Origin of the sequence: Pseudomonas sp. GM25, from assembly GCF_000282255.1 — a bacterium.
Lineage (GTDB): Bacteria > Pseudomonadota > Gammaproteobacteria > Pseudomonadales > Pseudomonadaceae > Aquipseudomonas > Aquipseudomonas aphyarum.
This window is the reverse complement of record NZ_AKJQ01000078.1, coordinates 83,018-102,637: the sequence shown is the minus strand read 5'-3', so window position 1 is coordinate 102,637 and position 19,620 is coordinate 83,018. Positions and strand designations below refer to the sequence as shown.

Sequence of the window (19,620 nt, the reverse complement as noted above, 5' to 3'; positions counted from 1 at the left end):
GTCCCTCGTGGACGGCTTTGGTGTTTTTGAAGGTCATGAAATGAAAAGTAAAACAATTCGTCGCTGGTCCTTCGTCCACACCTGGACCAGCCTGATCTGCACCGTGTTTTTGCTGCTGCTGGCCCTGACCGGCCTGCCGCTGATTTTCCATCACGAGATCGACCACCTGCTGGGCGACGCGCCCGAGTTGCGGGTGATGCCGGCGGACACGCCGCATCTGAACCTCGCGCAACTGGTCGAAGCGGCGGAAAAGCATCGGCCCGGTGAAGTCGTGCAGTACTTCGGTTTCGAAGACGACGAGCCGAATGCCGTGCTGACGATCATGGCCAAGACCGCCGGCACCGAGCCCAATTCCTCGCACACCTTCATGCTCGATGCGCGCACCGGCGAAGCCCTGGAAATGCCTTCGGCCAACGGTGGCCTGATGCTGTTCATCCTGCGTCTGCACGTCGATATGTTCGCCGACCTGCCGGGCAAGTTGCTGCTGGCGTTCATGGGGTTGCTGTTCGTGATCGCGATCGTGTCCGGCACGGTGTTGTACCTGCCGTTCATGCGCCGCTTGAAGTTCGGAACCGTGCGCCAGGACAAATCCACCCGCCTGCGCTGGCTCGACCTGCATAACCTGATCGGCGTGGTCACCTTGACCTGGGCGCTGGTGGTTGGTGTGACCGGCGTCATCAGTGCCTGCGCCGATTTGCTGATCGCCGCGTGGCGGGCCGAAGCCCTGACCACCCTGATCGCGCCCTACCGCGATGCTCCGCCGCTGACGCAACTGGCCCCGGCCACCCGGGTGCTGGACATCGCCGCAACCGTCACACCGGGGATGAAACCGGACTTCATCGCCTTCCCCGGCACCCGCTTCTCCAGCGAACACCATTACTCGGTGTTCATGAAGGGCGGCACTCACCTGACTTCGCACCTGCTGACCCCGGTGCTGATCGACGCCAGCACCCTGCAAGTCACGGCGGTGGCAGAACGACCGTGGTACATGGACGCCATGGGCATGTCGCAGCCGCTGCACTTCGGTGACTACGGCGGCATGCCGATGAAAATCCTCTGGGCCACGCTGGACGTGCTGACCATCATCGTCCTCGCCAGCGGCGTGTACTTGTGGGTGGTCCGGCGCAAGGCCGCGAAACCGGTACTGGAAACGGCGGAGGCCTCTGCATGAAGCCGCGTCAGTCGAATTTCTGGAAGGTCTTCAGCACACCGCTGGTGATCGCGCTGCTGAGTGCGGCGGGCCTGTTCGCGGCGCTGCTGGGCGACGGGATCTGGGATGGTTTGAGCTGGGTGGGTCTGGGCATTCCGGCCGCCCTTGGCCTGCGCGGATTGCTGCAACGCCGCTGAACGGCTTGAGCCTGACGGGCAACGCGCTATGCTGCCCGTCTTGCCCTTGACCGAGACCCTGCCAATGTCCGCTCCCAGCATGACCCTGTTCCACAACACCCTGTCCCCGTTCGTGCGCAAAGTCATGGTGCTGTTGCACGAGACCGGCCAGCAGGATCGCGTCGCGCTGCAGGACTGCGTACTCAGCCCTGTCAGCCCGGACGCCGCCCTCAACGCAGACAACCCGCTGGGCAAGATCCCGGCCCTGCGCCTGGCCGACGGCAATGTCATCCATGACAGCCGGGTGATCCTCGATTACCTCGACCACCAGCACGTCGGCAACCCGCTGATCCCCCGCGACGGCTCGGCCCGCTGGCGGCGCCTGACCCTGGCCTCGATGGCCGACGGGATCATGGACGCCTCGGTCATGGTGCGTTACGAGCAAGTTTTGCGCGCCCCGGAAAAGCACTGGGACGAATGGCTCGAGGCCCAGCGCGAGAAGATCCGCCGCGCCCTCGCCCTGCTGGAGCGCGACGCGATTGCCGAACTGACCTGCCACTTCGACGTCGCTTCGATCAGCGTGGCCTGTGCCCTGGGTTATCTGGATCTGCGCTTCCCGGATCTGGGCTGGCGTGACGCCAACCCGCAACTGGCCAACTGGTTCTTTGAAGTGAGCCAGCGGCCGTCGATGATTGCGACGATGCCGAAGGCTTGACGCACCGGGCGGGAGGCAACGAGGCAAAGATCAGCGTCATCAACACCTCAGCCTCCCGCTGCTCCTCACGCAACCCCACGAACCGGCTCATTGCACCGCTCCGATATCGAATTCCAGCGGTTTGGCCGGTTTCTGCCCGATCCCGTACCAGTCCAGATTGCGGGTCAGCACCATGAACACACCGAGCAGACCGAACAGCAGCAGCGAGCCCATCAGCAGCGCGTAATCCTCGGCGCTCAGCAAGCCGTAGAGCAAGCCGTACAAAGCCGCCAGCCCCGCCGAAAAACTCAAGCCATGCCGCACGCTGCGCAGCACGTGGCAGACGTAGAACCCGATCAACAGCACACAACCGCTGGCCGACAACAGATACGCCAGGGCAAAACCGATGTGCTCCGACAACGACAGCAGCAACAGATAAAAGAACGCCAGCGCCACACCCACCAGCGCGTATTGCACCGGGTGCACTGCCAGGCTTTTCAGCACTTCGAACAGGAAGAAACCGGCGAACGTCAGGACGATGAACAGCAGCGCATATTTGATCGCCCGGTCACTCTTTAGATACTGATCCACCGGATCGATGAAGCTCACGCCGAAACTGCGCCCGTTGAACGCCTCGCAATCATTACCCGACACGCAGCGGCTCATCGCCTCTTGCAAATTGGTGGAGAAAAACGAGGTCTGCCAGTCGGCGGTGAAACCCTGATCGTTGATCTCGCGCTTGGCCGGCAAGAAGTTGCCGATGAAGCTTGGGTGCGGCCAGTTGGCAGCGAGGTTCACGCGGCTGGTCTTGCCCACCGGCAGTACCTGCAACGAGCCGGTGCCTTGCAGGCGCAGGTCGAAGCCGAAGGCCAGTTCGGTGGTTTTGCTGGTGTCCAGCGTCGGCAGCGTCACTCGCACACCCTCGCCCAGCCAGCCGACCTGAGTACCCGGAACGAAGTCCAGGCGTTGCGCGCCAAGCTCCAGCTTCAGCGCATTTTCGATACCGCGAATATCACTGATGCCGACCGCCAGGAACGGCGCATCGAAGGTGTAATCGACAAAGTCTTCCTTGATCCCCAACTGCGCCGGCAGCGAGAAATGGCCGCTGATACGGTTGTCGGCATGGAACAGCCGCGCCTCGTATATGCCCCGGGCGCGCAGTTCGGTCTGCACCTGGCCGTCGAGTTCAAAACGCTCCGGGAGGAAATACAGGCGCCCGCGTTCTTCGCCGATTTCCTGATAGCGCTCGTCGCTCTTCTCTTTGGTTTTCCAGGTGCGCACCACCTTGCGGTATGGCACAACCATCACCGGCCCGCTAAGTTGCTGGCTGTAGCTTGAGCTTCTGGCAATGTCTTCCAGCACACCGTCACGCAGTTGCTGGCGATCATCGATGATGCCGTCGATCATCAACAGCGGCACCAGCAACACCAGGATCAGCAGGGCAATGGCCCCGAGTTTTATCGTCAGACTTTTGTTCATGGGACTCTCCCTGTTTCGATGGGCAGAGTCTGCAAAGGGGATGTGGGGGTTTTGTGGGAGGAATGTGGAGTTTGTGTGGAGACTACAACTGCAGAACGACTTCCACCCCGCCTTCGACGTTACCGATGCGCATTGAACCACCGTGCAACTTGACCACCTCTTCGACGAAGTTGAGCCCGAGACCGGTGCTTTTGCGCCCACTGTCGGGGCGTGGCAAAGAGTAGAAACGCTCGCTCAAACGGGGCAAGGCATAGTCGGGAATCGGCGTGGTTTCGTTGAACAGACGAAGCTCGACCTTCTCGCCGATCCGCTCGGCACTGAAGCGCAGCAAACCGTTTTGCGGCGTGAAATCCAGCGCATTTTCCAGCAGATTGCCCAATGCCTGACGCAGCAGAAACGGCTCGCCGATCAACGCCAGATCCGGCGCGATGGTTTGCTCGATCCGCAGTTGCCGGCCTTCGATGCGTGCCATCTGTGCCTGTAGCAGCTCGCTCAGCAGCGCCGCCAACGGCACGGCGACACGCTCCTCAAGGCCCTGCCGCTGTTCAACTTGTGCAAGGTTCAGCAGGCGCTCGATCAACTGCTGCATGCGTGCACTTTCACTGTCGATGTTGCCGACAAAGCGCAATCGCTGATCCGCCGGCATCTCGCCCTGCAACAACTCGGCGGCACCGCGAATCGCCGCCAGCGGACTCTTCAATTCATGGGTCAGCGTGTGTACATAACGCTCGACGTAGGCCTTGCCTTCGAGCTGGGTGCGCATCTGTTCCACGGCGGTCGCCAACTGCTCCAGCTCGCCGCCGCGATAATGCGGCACCGCCACCCGACGGCCCTCGCTCACGGCCTGGGCGTAAACGGTCAAGCGGTGCAACGCGCGGCTCAGCCACCACGACAGCACGGCGCCGAGCAGCAGGCCGAGGCCGATCAATCCGGCGCCGTACCCGAGCAAACGGCGTTCGGTGCGATCGACATAGGGTTGCAGTGAACTGTTGGGCTTGGCCACGGTAACCACGCCGATGATCGCGCCGTTGTCGCGGATCGGCGCGCCGACGTGCATTACCGAGGAGTTCGGGTCATTCGGGTCACTGCGGCTGGAGCGTGCGCCGTATTCACCGCGCAGGGTCAGGTAGACGTCGTTCCAGCGCGAGTAGTCCTGACCCACGGCCAGACCGCTGGAGTCCAGCACCACGATGCCCTTGGCGTCGGTGACGTAGATGCGGTGGTTGACCTGGTTTTTCGCCAGGCCCCAGATCGTCGCCTTCGGCTGGCGCTCGCCATAGGCACGGAGCAGTTCCGGCCAGCGATTCTGGTTGAGGGTGCCGGCCTTGAAATCGTCCCGCAGGATTTCCGCCATCAGGTTGGCCGTATCGACCAGGGTTTCTTCGGTGGACTGGCGCACGCCGGGGCGGATTTCTTCCATCACAGTGTTGAGCACGAAGTACCCGGTGAGGCCGATGAACAGCACGTACACCAGGAAAATCCGCAGCCCCAGCGACATCAGCTGTGCCCCGGGCTGTAGCTGTAGCCGAGGCCGCGATGGGTCTGGATCGGCTCGGCCTCGGCGCGCACCAGGCGCAATTTGGCGCGCACGCTTTTGATATGGCTGTCGATGCTGCGCTCGTAACCGGCATCCGCCGCCACGCCCAGCGCATCGAGCAGTTGCTCGCGACTAAACACCCGCTCGGGTTGTTCGAGCAGGCATTGCAGCAGACGGAATTCGTGGCGGGTCAGGCTCAGGGGCTGGCCGCGATAGCTGATCTGCACACGTTCGGGATCGATGCGGAACAGCGCCGAGGAGGCTTCGATGACCGGACGTGGTGCCATGCGCTTGAGAATCGCCCGGACCCTCGCCGCCACTTCCCGCGGTGAAAACGGTTTGACCACGTAATCGTCGGCGCCGATTTCCAGGCCCACCACGCGATCGATCTCGGCGTTGCGCGCGCTGAGAAACAGCACCGGCACTTCACTGAACCGACGCAGCTGTTTGCAGGTTTCAAAGCCACTGATGTCCGGCAGGCCAATGTCGAGGATGATCAGATCCGCCGGAGTCTGGCGCTGATGCTCCAGCGCCGCCGCGCCCAGGCTCAGCCAGGTCGTGGTGAAGCCCTCGCCCTGCAAGGCAAAAATCAGCGTGTCGGCAATCGCCGCTTCGTCTTCGACAATCAGGATATGAGGCATGGCGTCCGAGCCTGTGGGTTAAGTGCGCGAACGGTGCCCCAAGCCCGGCGTTACGTCAATGAGACCACTTGGTTTAGCAGTCCGGCTTATCCGCTGTGAAGCGCCGAGCCGGGTTCACGGCCGCGCCGAACTCGCGCAGGGCCTTGGCACCGATCAGCAACGGGTAGTTGAAGTTGCTGCGGTCGGTCAGGTTGACCTCCACGGTACGCTTGACGTCGCCCAGGCACAGCTCCAGATCGACCACCGGGCGCTTGGCCACTTCGGTGCTTTCGCCCTCGTCTTCTTCATCCGAGCGACTCTTGATCTTGCTGATCCGCGCGACCTTGTGTTCGTACACCTTGTTGCTGGCGTCCTTGGTGGCCAGACGGAAACGCACCCAGTCTTCGCCGTCGCGTTTGAACGTCTCGATGTCCTTGGCCGACAGCGAGGCGGTCAGTGCGCCGGTGTCCATCTTGGCCTTGAGCACTTCACCGCCGATTTCCGGCAGCGCGATGTATTCGTAACGACCGTACAGCGTCGGTTCGGCGGCGAGCACCGGCAGGGCGACGAGGGAAAGCAGTGCAAGGAGGGATTTCACGTAAGGGGCTTCCTTGGGAAATGGGGGCGTCAGACGCGAGATTTTAGACCGTTGTTTACTTGATCGTTCCCGGCAGGTTATCGCGCCACAGGTGAAACATTCGTCACCGGCGGATTTGGCCTGCCGGCCGAAGCCACTTATCATGGCGCGCCCATCCGTTTTCCAAGAGTTGCTTATGCGCCGCCTGCTCACCGGCTGTTTCGTCACCCTGCTGCTGTTGTCCAACACCCTCGTGCTGTTCGGCCCGCTGATGGTGTTCGCCCTGCTCAAGCTGATCCTGCCGGGGCGCTTTCGCGACTACGCCTCGTGGGCGGTGATGTGGATCGCTGAAACCTGGGCGGAAATCGACAAGCTGATCTTCCGCCTGTGCATCCCCACCCAATGGGACATTCGCGGCGGCGAAGACCTGCGCAGCGACACGTCCTACCTGGTGATCAGCAACCATCAGTCCTGGGTCGATATCCCGGCGCTGATCCAGACCCTCAACCGACGCACGCCGTTCTTCAAGTTCTTCCTCAAGAAAGAGCTGATCTGGGTACCTTTCCTGGGCCTGGCCTGGTGGGCGCTGGATTACCCGTTCATGAAGCGCTACACCAAGGCGTTCCTGGCGAAGAACCCGGAGCTGGCCGGCAAGGATCTGGAAATCACCAAAGCCGCCTGCGAGCTGTTCAAGCGCCAGCCGGTGACAGTGGTGAATTATCTGGAAGGCACGCGTTACACCGCCGCCAAAAGCACTCAGCAGCAGTCACCGTTCAGCCACCTGCTCAAGCCCAAGGCCGGCGGCGTGGCGTTCGTACTGGCGGCGATGGGCGAACAGCTGGACGCGATTCTCGATGTGACCGTGGTTTATCCACAGCACAAGATTCCGGGGTTCTGGGACCTGATCAGCGGCAACGTGCCGCGCGTGATCATCGACATCCAGACCCGCGAGCTGGATCCGGCCCTGTGGCAGGGTGATTACGAAAACGATCCGGTGTTTCGCGAGAAGGTCCAGAACTGGGTCAACCAGCTCTGGACTCTCAAGGATCAGCGCATCGCCGAACTCAAGGGCGAGCGCCGCTGAGTCAACCGTTGGTGCCGGTGCCCCAGATGCTGCCCAGGCTTTGCAGCAACGAACCGCCGACACCCTGCTGACCGAGGTATTGCAGGAGGATCGGGGCAAACTGGCCGACCATCCCGCTGTCCATGCCCAACGCACCGAAGGCGTTGTTCAGGTCATTGGTGTCCTTGACGTTGCCCAGCGCATTTTCCAGCCCGGCGGACTTGCCCGAAGAGCCGAGCAAACCGCTCAACGCCGCCAGATTACCGCTGCCGCCCGACAGTTTGTCGATGCCCGGCACTTCCTTGGCCAGCTCGGAATAATCCGTGTTGCTGAGCTGGTTTTTCGCAAGCCCCAACATCGCACTGGTGCCGCCGACCGCTTGCTGCGGCGTGACATTCAGCGCGCTCAAGGCACTCAACAAACCGGCGGTTTCCGACGTCGGCGCCGCAGCAGCAGCCTTGTCCCCGCCTTGCATGCCCGATACAGCACCGGCCACGTCATTCAAACTGAAACCGGCAAACACCGGCCCTGCCGCCAGGGTCAGGAGCGATGCCAGGGCAAAACCGCGTGAAATCTTCATTCAGACATCCTCTTGTGGCGTGAAGACCGCCCGGATACGGGCGATCAAACTGCCGGTTTGACCGGGCAGGCGGCAGCATGTTCCGGCGTACACCCCGATATTCACATCCTGTTTGTGAAGGAAGCGTGACGCGCTTCCAGCCAAAGGACCGCTCCGTTATTTCTCACCTTCATAAAAAGACGGGCGTTGATGCCGAAAGGATTTCATTACCTGTCAGATATGACAGTTACCGAATCATCGGGACTGGAATACGGTGGAGTGGCATCAATGATTCGGAAACAGCGAGGGTCAGGCGCCAGCCATTTGAATGGGAGATACGGCGATGGAAAAGCAATGCGTAGAGCGCAATGAACTGCTTGATCCGGACATCCCGCCGATCATCTTCTGCATCAGTCCGGACGATCCGATCATCAAACATATCAAAGAGGGGCAGAAGGTGACCTATGACCTTGTGCGTGGTGATAACGGTCAGTTTTATGCAGTCGACATCAGACTGGCTCAAGACGAGGGCTCGGCCGAACTTCCCAATACACTGACTCAATGAAGCGTTAACCAATCAATTAATCGAAGCAGGAAGTACGAACATGTCGAATCGTCAAATGGGTACAGTCAAATGGTTTAACGATGAAAAAGGCTTTGGTTTCATTACTCCACAAGGTGGTGGTGATGACCTTTTTGTTCATTTCAAGGCCATTGAGTCGGATGGATTCAAAAGTTTGAAAGAGGGACAGACTGTTAGTTTCGAAGCAGAAAAAGGAGCCAAGGGAATGCAGGCAGCGAAAGTCCGTCCTGAGTAGTCGTTGCTCCGCTGACATCCGATACAAAAACGGCGCCCGAAGGCGCCGTTTTTTTATTTGTGAGCGCTTACGCCGCACTGAACAACTTGTGCGGATCAATCACAAACTTCTTCGGTACGCCTGCATCGAACTCGCCGTAGCCTTCCGGCGCCTGGTCGAGGCTGATGACCTGCACGCCCACCACTTCGGCGATGTTGATGCGGTCCCACATGATCGCCTGCATCAGCTGGCGGTTGTATTTCATCACCGGGGTTTGCCCGGTGTGGAAGCTGTGGGATTTCGCCCAGCCGAGGCCGAAGCGGATGCTCAGGCTGCCCATTTTCGCGGCAGCGTCCACGGCACCCGGATCTTCGGTCACGTACAGGCCCGGGATACCGATCTTGCCGGCTACGCGCACCACGCCCATCAGCGAGTTGAGTACGGTGGCCGGAGCTTCGGATTTGACGCCGTCGTGGCCATGACCACGGGCTTCGAAGCCGACGCAGTCCACCGCGCAATCCACTTCAGGCTCGCCCAGCAGCGCGGCGATCTGCTCGTGCAGCGGGGTGTCTTTCGACAGGTCGACCACTTCAAAACCCTGAGCCTTGGCGTGGGCCAGGCGGATGGTGTTGACGTCGCCGATGATCACCACCGCCGCGCCGAGCAAACGGGCCGAAGCAGCAGCGGCCAGACCGACCGGGCCTGCGCCGGCAATGTAAACGGTGCTGCCCGGACCAACACCAGCGGTAACGGCGCCGTGGTAACCGGTCGGCAGAATGTCGGAGAGGCAGGTCAGGTCACGGATTTTCTCCATGGCCTTGTCGCGGTCCGGCAGTTTCAGCAGGTTGAAGTCGGCGTACGGCACCAGCACGTACTCAGCCTGACCGCCGGTCCAGTCGCCCATGTCGACGTAACCGTAGGCACCACCGGCGCGGGCCGGGTTGACGGTCAGGCAGACGCCGGTGTGTTGCTCCTTGCAGGAACGGCAGCGCCCGCAAGCCACGTTGAACGGAACGGACACCAGGTCGCCGATTTTCAGGTTCTCGACGTCGGAGCCTTTTTCGATCACTTCACCGGTGATCTCGTGGCCCAGAACCAGACCGGTCTGCGCCGTGGTACGGCCGCGCACCATGTGCTGGTCGGAGCCGCAAATGTTGGTTGAAACCACACGCAGGATGACACCGTGCTCGATCTTCCTGCCGCGCGGATCCTGCATTTTCGGATAGTCGATTTTCTGTACTTCGACCTTGCCAGCGCCGAGATACACCACACCACGATTGCCAGACATGCTTTCACCTCGCTGTTGTTTTTATGGAACCGCGCCGCCCAGGCAGGCAGCGCGTTAAGTGCTCGGGTTATTGCTTGTTGGTTTTGCGTTGTTATGACTTAGAGAACGACGGTGCGATTGGCGTTCAAAAACACCCTCCGCTCAATGTGATACCCCACGGCCCGGGCCAGGGTCAGGCCTTCGATGTCGCGGCCCTTGGCGATCAGGTCTTCGGGGTAATGACTGTGATCCACCGCCTCGACGCCCTGGGCGATGATCGGCCCCTCGTCGAGGTCGTTGTTGATGTAGTGCGCGGTGGCGCCCACCAGTTTTACGCCCTTGTTGTAGGCCTGGTGATACGGCTTGGCGCCCTTGAAGCCCGGCAGCAGCGAGTGGTGAATGTTGATCGCCTTGCCATCGAGCTTGCGGCACAGCTCCGGCGACAGCACCTGCATGTAGCGGGCGAGGATCACCAGTTCGGCACCGGCCTCCTCGATCACCTGCCACACCTGCCGTTCCTGGGCCGGTTTGTCGTTCGGGTCGAGGGGGAAATGGTAGTAGGGAATCTGGTGCCAATCGGCCAGCGGCTTGAGGTCCGGGTGGTTCGATACCACCGCCGCCACGTCCATCGACAACTGGCCGATGCGCTGACGGTAGAGTAAGTCGTTGAGGCAGTGATCGGCCTTGGAAACCATGATCACCACTTTCGGCCGGTAGTTCGGCGCGGTCAGCTCGAAGATCATGCCGAACGCCTGACCACGCTCGGCGAGGCCGGCGCGGAAGGATTGCTCGTCAAAACCGTCGGGCTGGCGGAATTCCACACGAATGAAGAACCGGCCCGAGAGCCGGTCATCGAACGAGTGGTGCTCGGTCACGTAGCAACCCTGCTCGAACAGAAAACGCGTCACCGCGTCCACGGTGCCGAGAACGCTGGGGCAGTCGGCGGTCAGAATCCATGTATCCGGGGCGCGGCTCATCGTTTTCTCCTGATCAGGCCTGAACGCTAAGGCCGTATTCGGCGGACGCATCCTGCAACCACAACCACCAGTAATCCGAAAAACTGCGACGGATCAGCAGTTCCCAGGTGTCTTCGGCGGTATGGCGAATCATCAGCTGCGACTTGGCGAACACCGTGCCCACAGCCTTGCCGACCGGGAAGTTGTTCGGGTGCACGTCGTAGCTGGTGGATTTCATCAGCACCTGACGCACGTTCGGGCCGCTCAATTCCAGCACTTGCTGGCCGCCGCTGACGTTGACGATTGCGATATGCAGTTCGCCCAGCGCTTCGCGCAGTTTCTGCTCGGCGGCAAATTCTTCACCGCTCGGCACGATCAGCAGCCACTCGTCCGGGCCCATCCATTGCAGGCTGGTTTCACCTTTGACGATCACACTCAGAGCGCCCGGCAACTCGATGCCCAGCGCCTTGTGCACGCCGGCGGCGAACGCGGCATCGTGGCCGTCGCCACGGATGGTCAGATGACCGAGGAGTTTCTTCTCGCGCACGGTCACGCCGGCGGTCTTACGGCCCTTGCCGACCAGGCTGGCGAGGTCGGCGTGATGCAGCGACGACTCGGCCTTGGCCCCGGTGGTCGGGCGTTGTTGGTAAACGTTGGCTGCGGTCATAAAGCACCCTTCCTGAATTCGGTGTCGCTCCCGCGCCAGGCGCGGGAGCGATCAATTAGATGTTCTGGCGATCGCCCTTCGGATCAAAGAACACCGAAGAAACGATTTCCGCCTCGATCACGCTGCCGTCCGCCAGCGGTGCGAACACCCGCTCGCCCAGACGCTTCAGGCCGCCCTTCACCACGCCCATGGCAAACGAATAGCCGAGGGAGTTGTGCGCATAGCTGGAGGTCACGTGGCCGACCATGGTCATCGGGATCGACTGCTTGGTGTTGAACACCAGCTGTGCACCTTCCGGCAGCCAGACGTTCGGATCGATCGGCTTCAGGCCCACCAGCTGTTTACGCTGGTCGCGCACGCAGTCTTCACGGTTCATGCCGCGCTGGCCGATCCACGAGAACGGTTTGGTGCGACCGACGCACCAGCCCATGTTCAGGTCGTCCGGCGTCATCGAGCCGTCGGTGTCCTGGCCGACGATGATGAAGCCCTTCTCGGCCCGCAGGACGTGCATGGTCTCGGTGCCGTACGGCGTCAGGTTGTACTGCTTGCCCGCCTCGACGATTTTTTCCAGCACCCCCATCGCGTAGTCGGCCTGGACGTTGACTTCGTACGACAGCTCACCGGTAAACGAGATGCGGAACACCCGCGCCGGCACACCGCCGACCAGACCTTCTTTCCAGGTCATGAACGGGAACGCTTCATTGGCCAGGTCGATGTCGGTCACGGCGCTGAGCAGCTTGCGGCTGTTCGGGCCGGACAGGGTCATGGTCGCCCAGTGGTCGGTGACGGAGGTGAAGTAGACCTTCATCTCTGGCCATTCGGTCTGGTGGTACAGCTCCAGCCATTGCAGCACGCGAGCCGCGCCGCCGGTGGTGGTGGTCATGACGAAGTGGTTGTCGGCCAGACACGCCGTCACACCGTCGTCGAAGACCATGCCGTCTTCCTTGCACATCAGGCCGTAGCGGGCCTTGCCCACATCGAGCTTGGTCCAGGCGTTGGTGTACACGCGGTTGAGGAACTCGCGGGCGTCCGGGCCCTGGATGTCGATCTTGCCCAGGGTCGAAGCGTCCAGCAGACCGACGCTGTCACGCACAGCCTTGCATTCGCGTTTGACGGCGGCATGCATGTCTTCGCCGTTTTTCGGGAAGTACCACGGACGTTTCCACTGACCGACGTCTTCGAACTCGGCGCCGTTTTTCAGGTGCCATTGATGCAGTGCGGTGTAACGCACCGGTTCGAAGATGTGCCCGCAGTGACGGCCGGCTACCGCGCCGAATGTCACCGGCGTGTAGTTCGGACGGAACATCGTGGTGCCCATCTGCGGGATGGTCACGTTCAGCGAACGGGCGGCAATCGCCAGACCGTTGACGTTGCCGAGCTTGCCCTGATCGGTGCCGAAGCCCAGCGCGGTGTAGCGTTTGACGTGCTCGACCGATTCGAAACCTTCGCGGGTCGCCAGTTCGATGGCGGCGGCGGTCACGTCGTTCTGCAGGTCGACGAATTGCTTCGGCGCCCGTGCAGTGGCTTTTTCGTGCGGCACCTGGAACAGCGCCAGCGTCGGTTCTTCAAGACGGCTCAGGGCTTTCGGCAGGACCGCTTCGACGTTCTGGAACCCGGCTTCGGACGCAGCACGCACGCCACCTTCAAAACCGTCAGCCAGGGAATCGCCAAGACCGTAGACGCCGTTGATGCCACCGACGCACACGCGTTTCTGCGGTGCCTCGCCCGGTACGAAACCGAGGATGTCTTCGCGCCAGATCGGCTTGCCGCCGAGGTGCGATGCCAGGTGAACCACCGGGCTGTAACCGCCGGAGCTGGCGATCAGGTCGCAGTCGAGCCATTCGCCCGGGCTGGTGACCTTGTGGCCTTTGACATCGATCGCCGCCACACGGGCAGCGGTGACGTGCTTGCTGCCACGGGCCTCGATCACGGCGCTGCCGGTGAGGATGCGAATGCCTTTGGCGCGCGCTTCTTCAACCAGTGCGCCACGAGGATTGCTGCGGGCGTCGGCAATGGCGACGACTTGCAGGCTGGCGTCGAGCCAGTCCAGCGCCACGCGGTAGGCGTGATCGTTGTTGGTCGACAGCACCAGTTTTTTGCCCGGCGCTACGCCGTAACGGCGTACGTAAGTCGAGACTGCGCCGGCGAGCATGTTGCCCGGCACGTCGTTGTTGCCGTAGACCAGCGGACGCTCGTGAGCGCCGGTCGCCAGCACCACACGCTTGGCGCGGACACGGTGGATGCGCTGACGCACCTGGCCGATCGGAGCGCGGTCGCCGAGGTGATCGGTGAGGCGTTCGTGAATGGTCAGGAAGTTGTGGTCGTGGTAACCGTTGACCGTGGCGCGCGGCAACAGCAGCACGTCCGGGGTGTTCTTCAATTCGGCAACGACACTGGCAACCCAATCCACCGCTGGCTTGCCATCGAGGCTTTCGCGGGAGTCGAGCAGGCTGCCGCCGAATTCTTCCTGTTCATCGGCGATGATCACCCGCGCACCGCTGCGTGCAGCAGCCAGTGCTGCGGCCAGACCGGCCGGGCCGGCGCCGACGATCAGCACGTCGCAGTGCTGGTTCATGTAATCGTAGGTGTCCGGATCGTTCTCGGTCGGCGAGCGGCCGAGGCCGGCAGCCTTACGAATGTATTTCTCGTAAGTCATCCAGAACGATTGCGGGTACATGAAGGTTTTGTAGTAGAAACCCGGCGGCATCAGCTTGCCGCCGACCTTGCCGAGAATCCCCATCATGTCGTTGTTGACGCTCGGCCAGCCGTTGGTGCTGGTGGCGACCAGGCCCTGGTACAACGCCTGTTGCGTGGCGCGCACGTTAGGAATCTGGGTGGCTTCGGTAGCACCGATCTGCAGCACCGCGTTTGGCTCTTCGGCACCGGCGGCGAAGATGCCGCGCGGACGCGAATACTTGAAGCTGCGGCCAATGATGTCGACGCCGTTGGCCAGCAGGGCTGCGGCCAGCGAGTCGCCTTCAAAACCTTTGTAGGTCTGGCCGTTGAAGGTGAAGCTCAGCACTTTGTTGCGGTCGATCCGTCCACCGTTGGACAGGCGATTGGTCTGGCTCATACCTTCTCTCCCAGCGCCGTCGTGGCTGTTTTCGCAGTGTCAGCCTTGTCGGTGAATTGCGGCTTGGTGCCGATCTTGTAGGTTTCGAGAATCTCGTAGGTCACGGTGTCGCGGGTGACGTTGAAGTACTGGCGGCAACCGGCGACGTGATCCCACAACTCGTGGTGCAGACCGCGCGGGTTGTCGCGGAAGAACATGTAGTCGCCCCACTCCTCGTCGGTGCAGCTTGCAGGGTCCAGAGGGCGCGGGATGTGCGCCTGGCCGGATGCGTGGAATTCCTCTTCGGAGCGCAGTTCGCCGCAGTGAGGACAGAAGATGTGCAACATAGGGATTTCTCCTGTTAGTGGGCGACGGCCGCAGCGCCGTGTTCGTCGATCAACGCACCGTTGTGGAAACGGTCGATGGAGAAAGGTGCGGCCAGCGGGTGCATTTCACCCTTGGCCAGACTCGCGGCAAACACGTTGCCCGAGCCAGGTGTGGCCTTGAAGCCACCGGTGCCCCAACCGCAGTTGAAGAACATGTTCGGCACCGGGGTTTTCGAAATGATCGGGCAAGCGTCCGGCGTGGTGTCGACGATGCCGCCCCACTGACGGTTCATGCGCACCCGCGACAGCACCGGGAACATCTCGACGATGGCCTGGATGGTGTGCTCGATCACCGGGTACGAACCGCGCTGGCCGTAGCCGTTGTAGCCGTCGATACCGGCGCCGATCACCAGGTCGCCCTTGTCGGACTGGCTGATGTAACCGTGCACGGCGTTGGACATGATCACGCTGTCGATAATCGGTTTGATCGGCTCGGACACCAGCGCCTGCAGCGGGTGCGATTCGATCGGCAGACGGAAACCGGCGAGTTTCGCCATATGCCCGGAGTTACCGGCGGTGACCACGCCGACGCGCTTGGCGCCGATGAAGCCCTTGTTGGTTTCAACACCGATGCACACGCCGTTTTCCTTGCGGAAGCCGATCACTTCAGTCTGCTGAATCAAGTCCACGCCCAAGGCATCGGCGGCACGGGCAAAGCCCCACGCCACGGCATCGTGACGGGCCACGCCGCCGCGACGCTGAACGGTTGCGCCCATCACCGGGTAGCGGGTGTTTTTCGAGCAGTCGAGGTACGGAATTTCGTCCGCGACTTGCTTGGCGTTGAGCAGTTCGCCGTCCACGCCGTTGAGGCGGTTGGCGCTGACCCGACGCTCGGAATCACGGATGTCCTGCAAGGTGTGGCACAGGTTGTAGACGCCGCGCTGGGAGAACATCACGTTGTAGTTCAGGTCCTGAGACAGGCCTTCCCACAGTTTCATCGCGTGTTCATACAGGTGCGCCGACTCGTCCCACAGGTAGTTGGAGCGAACGATGGTGGTGTTGCGCGCGGTGTTACCGCCGCCCAGCCAGCCCTTCTCGACCACGGCCACGTTGGTGATGCCGTGCTCTTTGGCCAGATAGTAGGCCGTCGCCAGACCGTGCCCGCCGCCGCCGACGATGACTACGTCATAGACCTTTTTCGGGGTCGGCGTGCGCCACATGCGCTGCCAGTTTTCGTGGTGGCTGAGGGAGTGTTTGAAGAGGCCGAAGCCCGAATAGCGTTGCATAGTCATGTACTCCAGAACGCTCAGCGATAAACCGGGAAGTCAGCGCACAGGGCCGAAACCTGCTGGGCGACGTTGGCCTCGACATCGGCATCGCCGAGATTGTCGAGGATGTCGCAGATCCAGCCGGCCAGCGTCACGCACTGGGTCACCTTGAAGCCGCGAGTGGTCACCGCCGGGGTGCCGATGCGCAGGCCGGAGGTCACGAACGGCGACTGCGGGTCGTTCGGTACGGCGTTCTTGTTGACGGTGATGTGCGCGCGACCGAGGGCGGCGTCTGCGTCCTTACCGGTGAGGCCCTGACGGATCAGGCTGACCAGGAACAGGTGGTTGTCGGTGCCGCCGGACACTACATCGTAGCCACGTTTGATAAATACGCTCGCCATCGCCTGGGCGTTGTCGATCACTTGTTGCTGATAGGCCTTGAAGCCAGGCTCCAGCGCTTCCTTGAAGCACACGGCCTTGCCGGCGATGACGTGCATCAGCGGGCCGCCCTGGGCGCCGGGGAATACCGCGGCGTTGAGCTTCTTCTCGATTTCTTCGTTGGACTTGGCCAGGATCAGCCCGCCACGCGGACCGCGCAGGGTCTTGTGGGTGGTGGTGGTGACCACGTCGGCGTACGGCAGCGGGTTCGGGTACAGACCGGCAGCCACCAGACCGGCAACGTGGGCCATGTCGACGAACAGCAGCGCACCGACCTTGTCGGCGATCTGACGGAAGCGTGGGAAGTCGAGGGTTTTCGAGTAGGCCGAGAAACCGGCGACGATCATTTTCGGTTTGCACTCGACGGCCAGACGCTCGACTTCGTCGTAATCGATCAGGCCAGTCTTGGTGTCGATGCCGTACTGCACGGCGTTGTACAGCTTGCCCGAGGACGAGACCTTGGCGCCGTGGGTCAGGTGACCACCGTGGGCCAGGCTCATGCCGAGGATGGTGTCGCCTGCTTGCAGCAGGGCCAGGTACACGGCGCTGTTGGCCGAAGAACCGGAGTGCGGCTGGACGTTGGCGTAATCGGCGCCGAACAGTTGCTTGGCGCGTTCGATGGCCAGGGCTTCGACCTTGTCGACGTGCTCGCAGCCACCGTAGTAGCGCTTGCCCGGATAGCCTTCGGCGTATTTGTTGGTCAGGCCGCTGCCTTGCGCTTCCATCACGCGTTTGCTGGTGTAGTTCTCCGACGCGATCAGCTCGATGTGATCTTCCTGACGTTGCTCCTCGGCATTCATCGCCGCCAGCAGTGCATCGTCGTAACCCTGGATCTGGTCTTGCTTGCTGAACATCGCGTCTCTCCCAGCGGCATCTGTGCGCCATTCGTCTCGGTAAGGCACGGCGTTCAGCCAATGCCCTTTGATGCGATGGTATGGCCGGCGCAGGGAGGTCAAATGCCTACGGACGCCACGCAAAGGTGCGTTTACGACATGACGGCGGCGACGGACTCAAACAAGCAGCTGGCGCAAGGCCAGAAGAACCACGAAATGCGCGGGATAGAGCGCATACGCCCAGCGCCGCATGGGTGGCGCGTGGAGGTAAGTGGCGTGTCGCAACAGGAACATTCCGAGCAGTGGCGCGATCAGGCAGGTCGCAATCCCGAGGATGGCGACCAGGTTACCGAACTGGGCGGATTCGTAGAGCACCCGCCACTGATTCGCCGCCAGACACACCAGCCCCGGCAGCAGGCTGAAATACCAGGGTTTGCGAAACACCAGCAACATCGCCAGCGGCAGGAGGACGCCGAACAGACCGAACATCAGTCGCTCCGGGAACAACGCCGCCACCAGCAAGGCACCGACACTCAGCAGTCGCGAAATCAGCGCTGGATCCTGCCAGCCCCGCGCCACCAGCAAGCCCAGCGCCAGCGTGGGCATCACGTTCAAGGTGTCGGGCTCGGGAATGTACAAACGATAGGGAATCTCGCTGAGCAGGCTGAACAGTAACAACCAGCCCAGATAGCGCCATTCGGTCTTGCGCGCGCCGTCCCGTGCCAGATTCGCCGCCATCGCCAGGCAGAACCACGGGAACGCCAGCCGTCCCGGCACATACAGCCAATCGGCGCCGATCCCGACATATCGCAGGTGATCGAGCAGCATGCTCAGCAGCGCCAGCCACTTGAGCAGATCGAGTGCGCCGTCGCGCTGGCTCAGGTGCATAATCGGCTCGCATCCTTGTAAAGTTCTGACAGCGACATCCCGTGTGCTCCCCGGATGATCTTCGGTACAGTGCGCACCATCATTGACCCCACGAAGCGCCACAAGCGCCTCGATCACGGAAGCCGGCCATGACCGACAAGAGCCAACAATTCGCCAGCGACAACTACTCCGGTATCTGCCCCGAAGCCTGGGCTGCCATGGAACAGGCCAACCACGGCCACCAGCGCGCCTATGGCGACGATGAGTGGACAGCACGCGCCTCCGATTATTTCCGCAAGCTGTTCGAGACCGACTGCGAAGTGTTCTTCGCCTTCAACGGCACCGCCGCCAACTCCCTCGCGCTGTCGTCGCTGTGCCAGAGTTACCATAGTGTGATCTGCTCGGAAACCGCCCACGTCGAAACCGACGAATGCGGCGCGCCGGAATTCTTCTCCAACGGTTCGAAACTGCTGATCGCCGGCACCGAAAACGGCAAGATCACCCCGGCCTCGATCCGCGAAGTCGCACTCAAGCGCCAGGACATTCACTACCCGAAACCGCGCGTCGTGACCCTGACCCAGGCCACCGAAGTCGGCAGCGTCTACACCCCGGAAGAAGTCCGCGCCATCAGCGACACCTGCAAGGAGCTGGGCCTGAACCTGCACATGGACGGCGCGCGTTTTTCCAACGCCTGCGCATTCCTCGGCTGCTCGCCGGCGGACCTGACCTGGAAGGCCGGCGTCGACGTGCTGTGCTTCGGCGGCACGAAAAACGGCATGGCGGTGGGTGAAGCGATCCTGTTCTTCAACCACAAACTGGCCGAAGACTTCGATTACCGCTGCAAACAGGCCGGGCAATTGGCCTCGAAAATGCGCTTCCTGTCGGCGCCGTGGGTCGGCATCCTGGAAAACGACGCCTGGCTCAAATACGCCCGCCACGCCAACCACTGCGCACAACTGCTGGCCGAACTGGTCAGCGACATCCCGGGCGTGGAGCTGATGTTCCCGGTTCAGGCCAACGGCGTGTTCCTGCAACTCTCGGAACCGGCCATCGCCGCGCTGACCGCGCGCGGCTGGCGCTTCTACACCTTCATCGGCAAGGGCGGCGCGCGCTTCATGTGCTCGTGGGACACCGAGGAAGAACGCGTACGCGAACTGGCGCGCGACATCCGCGAAGTCATGTCGGCCTGATCGCCTCCACGTGGCGCGGGAGCCTTCTCCCCCGCCACCGCTCCTCCCTCCTCACGTTTCAGCTCCATCGTCTACATTGTCTGTCGAGCCATCGCTCACATAAC

Annotated in this window: 20 protein-coding genes; 7 read left to right on the top strand and 13 right to left on the bottom strand. The window is 61.9% G+C overall.

All coding sequences use genetic code 11. The features are described from left to right. The first annotated feature begins 40 nt into the window (after nucleotides 1–40). From PMI24_RS27195 to PMI24_RS27185, 3 genes are all read left to right on the top strand, one after another. Nucleotides 41–1,171 (top strand): PepSY-associated TM helix domain-containing protein, encoded by a 1,131-nt coding sequence (locus tag PMI24_RS27195; RefSeq protein WP_007959821.1) that lies wholly within the window; start codon nucleotides 41–43, stop codon nucleotides 1,169–1,171. After that, complete coding sequence (locus tag PMI24_RS27190; RefSeq protein WP_007959820.1) at nucleotides 1,168–1,347, top strand: hypothetical protein; 180 nt, start codon at nucleotides 1,168–1,170, stop codon at nucleotides 1,345–1,347. Before PMI24_RS27195 ends, PMI24_RS27190 begins: the two co-directional genes overlap by 4 nt. A 64-nt stretch (nucleotides 1,348–1,411) precedes the next feature. Next, nucleotides 1,412–2,041: a glutathione S-transferase gene (locus tag PMI24_RS27185; RefSeq protein WP_007959819.1), complete on the top strand. Its 630-nt coding sequence runs from the start codon at nucleotides 1,412–1,414 to the stop codon at nucleotides 2,039–2,041. An 87-nt stretch (nucleotides 2,042–2,128) separates the two neighbouring features. On the opposite strand, the gene creD is transcribed toward PMI24_RS27185, so the two are convergent. The 4 genes from creD to rloA2 all read right to left on the bottom strand — a co-directional run bounded on the left by creD (nucleotide 2,129) and on the right by rloA2 (nucleotide 6,254). Continuing rightward, the gene (gene creD, locus PMI24_RS27180) at nucleotides 2,129–3,499 is read right to left on the bottom strand and encodes a cell envelope integrity protein CreD (protein WP_007959818.1); all 1,371 of its coding nucleotides are present in this window, start codon (nucleotides 3,497–3,499) and stop codon (nucleotides 2,129–2,131) included. Nucleotides 3,500–3,581: 82 nt separating this feature from the next. After that, nucleotides 3,582–4,997 (bottom strand): two-component system sensor histidine kinase CreC, encoded by a 1,416-nt coding sequence (creC, locus tag PMI24_RS27175; protein WP_007959817.1) that lies wholly within the window; start codon nucleotides 4,995–4,997, stop codon nucleotides 3,582–3,584. Continuing rightward, complete coding sequence (gene creB / locus PMI24_RS27170) at nucleotides 4,997–5,677, bottom strand: two-component system response regulator CreB (RefSeq protein WP_007959816.1); 681 nt, start codon at nucleotides 5,675–5,677, stop codon at nucleotides 4,997–4,999. The genes creC and creB overlap by 1 nt, the downstream gene beginning before the upstream one ends. 73 nt (nucleotides 5,678–5,750) lie before the next feature. Continuing rightward, nucleotides 5,751–6,254, bottom strand: a complete 504-nt coding sequence (rloA2, locus tag PMI24_RS27165) for a retropepsin-like aspartic peptidase RloA2 (RefSeq protein WP_007959815.1) — start codon at nucleotides 6,252–6,254, stop codon at nucleotides 5,751–5,753. Between the two features lie 175 nt (nucleotides 6,255–6,429). Between rloA2 and PMI24_RS27160 the strand changes: the two genes are divergently transcribed. Further along, nucleotides 6,430–7,317 (top strand): acyltransferase, encoded by an 888-nt coding sequence (locus tag PMI24_RS27160; protein ID WP_007959814.1) that lies wholly within the window; start codon nucleotides 6,430–6,432, stop codon nucleotides 7,315–7,317. Nucleotide 7,318: 1 nt separating this feature from the next. On the opposite strand, the gene PMI24_RS27155 is transcribed toward PMI24_RS27160, so the two are convergent. Beyond that, entirely contained in the window at nucleotides 7,319–7,876 is a 558-nt protein-coding gene (locus tag PMI24_RS27155) for a DUF2780 domain-containing protein (RefSeq protein WP_007959813.1), read from the bottom strand. A 322-nt stretch (nucleotides 7,877–8,198) separates the two neighbouring features. Here PMI24_RS27155 and PMI24_RS27150 point away from each other — a divergent pair, with 322 nt between their 5' ends. Both PMI24_RS27150 and PMI24_RS27145 read left to right on the top strand, forming a co-directional pair. After that, entirely contained in the window at nucleotides 8,199–8,420 is a 222-nt protein-coding gene (locus PMI24_RS27150) for a hypothetical protein (protein ID WP_007959812.1), read from the top strand. A gap of 40 nt (nucleotides 8,421–8,460) precedes the next feature. After that, complete coding sequence (locus PMI24_RS27145; protein ID WP_007959811.1) at nucleotides 8,461–8,673, top strand: cold-shock protein; 213 nt, start codon at nucleotides 8,461–8,463, stop codon at nucleotides 8,671–8,673. Nucleotides 8,674–8,740: 67 nt separating this feature from the next. Here the strand turns inward: PMI24_RS27145 and fdhA are convergent, their stop codons facing one another. The 8 genes from fdhA to PMI24_RS27105 all read right to left on the bottom strand — a co-directional run bounded on the left by fdhA (nucleotide 8,741) and on the right by PMI24_RS27105 (nucleotide 18,347). Continuing rightward, nucleotides 8,741–9,940: a formaldehyde dehydrogenase, glutathione-independent gene (gene fdhA / locus PMI24_RS27140; protein WP_007959809.1), complete on the bottom strand. Its 1,200-nt coding sequence runs from the start codon at nucleotides 9,938–9,940 to the stop codon at nucleotides 8,741–8,743. A 98-nt stretch (nucleotides 9,941–10,038) separates the two neighbouring features. Beyond that, a complete protein-coding gene (gene purU, locus PMI24_RS27135) occupies nucleotides 10,039–10,896 on the bottom strand; it encodes a formyltetrahydrofolate deformylase (protein ID WP_007959808.1) in 858 nt (285 codons plus the stop codon). A 13-nt stretch (nucleotides 10,897–10,909) separates the two neighbouring features. Beyond that, the gene (locus PMI24_RS27130; RefSeq protein WP_007959807.1) at nucleotides 10,910–11,542 is read right to left on the bottom strand and encodes a sarcosine oxidase subunit gamma; all 633 of its coding nucleotides are present in this window, start codon (nucleotides 11,540–11,542) and stop codon (nucleotides 10,910–10,912) included. 55 nt (nucleotides 11,543–11,597) lie between these two features. Beyond that, entirely contained in the window at nucleotides 11,598–14,615 is a 3,018-nt protein-coding gene (locus PMI24_RS27125; protein WP_007959806.1) for a sarcosine oxidase subunit alpha, read from the bottom strand. Next, on the bottom strand, nucleotides 14,612–14,941 hold the full coding sequence (locus PMI24_RS27120; RefSeq protein ID WP_007959805.1) for a sarcosine oxidase subunit delta: 330 nt from the start codon (nucleotides 14,939–14,941) through the stop codon (nucleotides 14,612–14,614). The genes PMI24_RS27125 and PMI24_RS27120 overlap by 4 nt, the downstream gene beginning before the upstream one ends. A gap of 14 nt (nucleotides 14,942–14,955) precedes the next feature. Next, nucleotides 14,956–16,206: a sarcosine oxidase subunit beta gene (locus PMI24_RS27115; protein ID WP_003206307.1), complete on the bottom strand. Its 1,251-nt coding sequence runs from the start codon at nucleotides 16,204–16,206 to the stop codon at nucleotides 14,956–14,958. A gap of 20 nt (nucleotides 16,207–16,226) precedes the next feature. Further along, complete coding sequence (glyA, locus tag PMI24_RS27110) at nucleotides 16,227–17,480, bottom strand: serine hydroxymethyltransferase (protein WP_007959804.1); 1,254 nt, start codon at nucleotides 17,478–17,480, stop codon at nucleotides 16,227–16,229. A 156-nt stretch (nucleotides 17,481–17,636) separates the two neighbouring features. Continuing rightward, a complete protein-coding gene (locus tag PMI24_RS27105; RefSeq protein WP_007959803.1) occupies nucleotides 17,637–18,347 on the bottom strand; it encodes a TraX family protein in 711 nt (236 codons plus the stop codon). A gap of 128 nt (nucleotides 18,348–18,475) precedes the next feature. Between PMI24_RS27105 and PMI24_RS27100 the strand changes: the two genes are divergently transcribed. After that, on the top strand, nucleotides 18,476–19,516 hold the full coding sequence (locus PMI24_RS27100; RefSeq protein ID WP_007959802.1) for a threonine aldolase family protein: 1,041 nt from the start codon (nucleotides 18,476–18,478) through the stop codon (nucleotides 19,514–19,516). The last annotated feature ends 104 nt before the right edge of the window (nucleotides 19,517–19,620 follow it).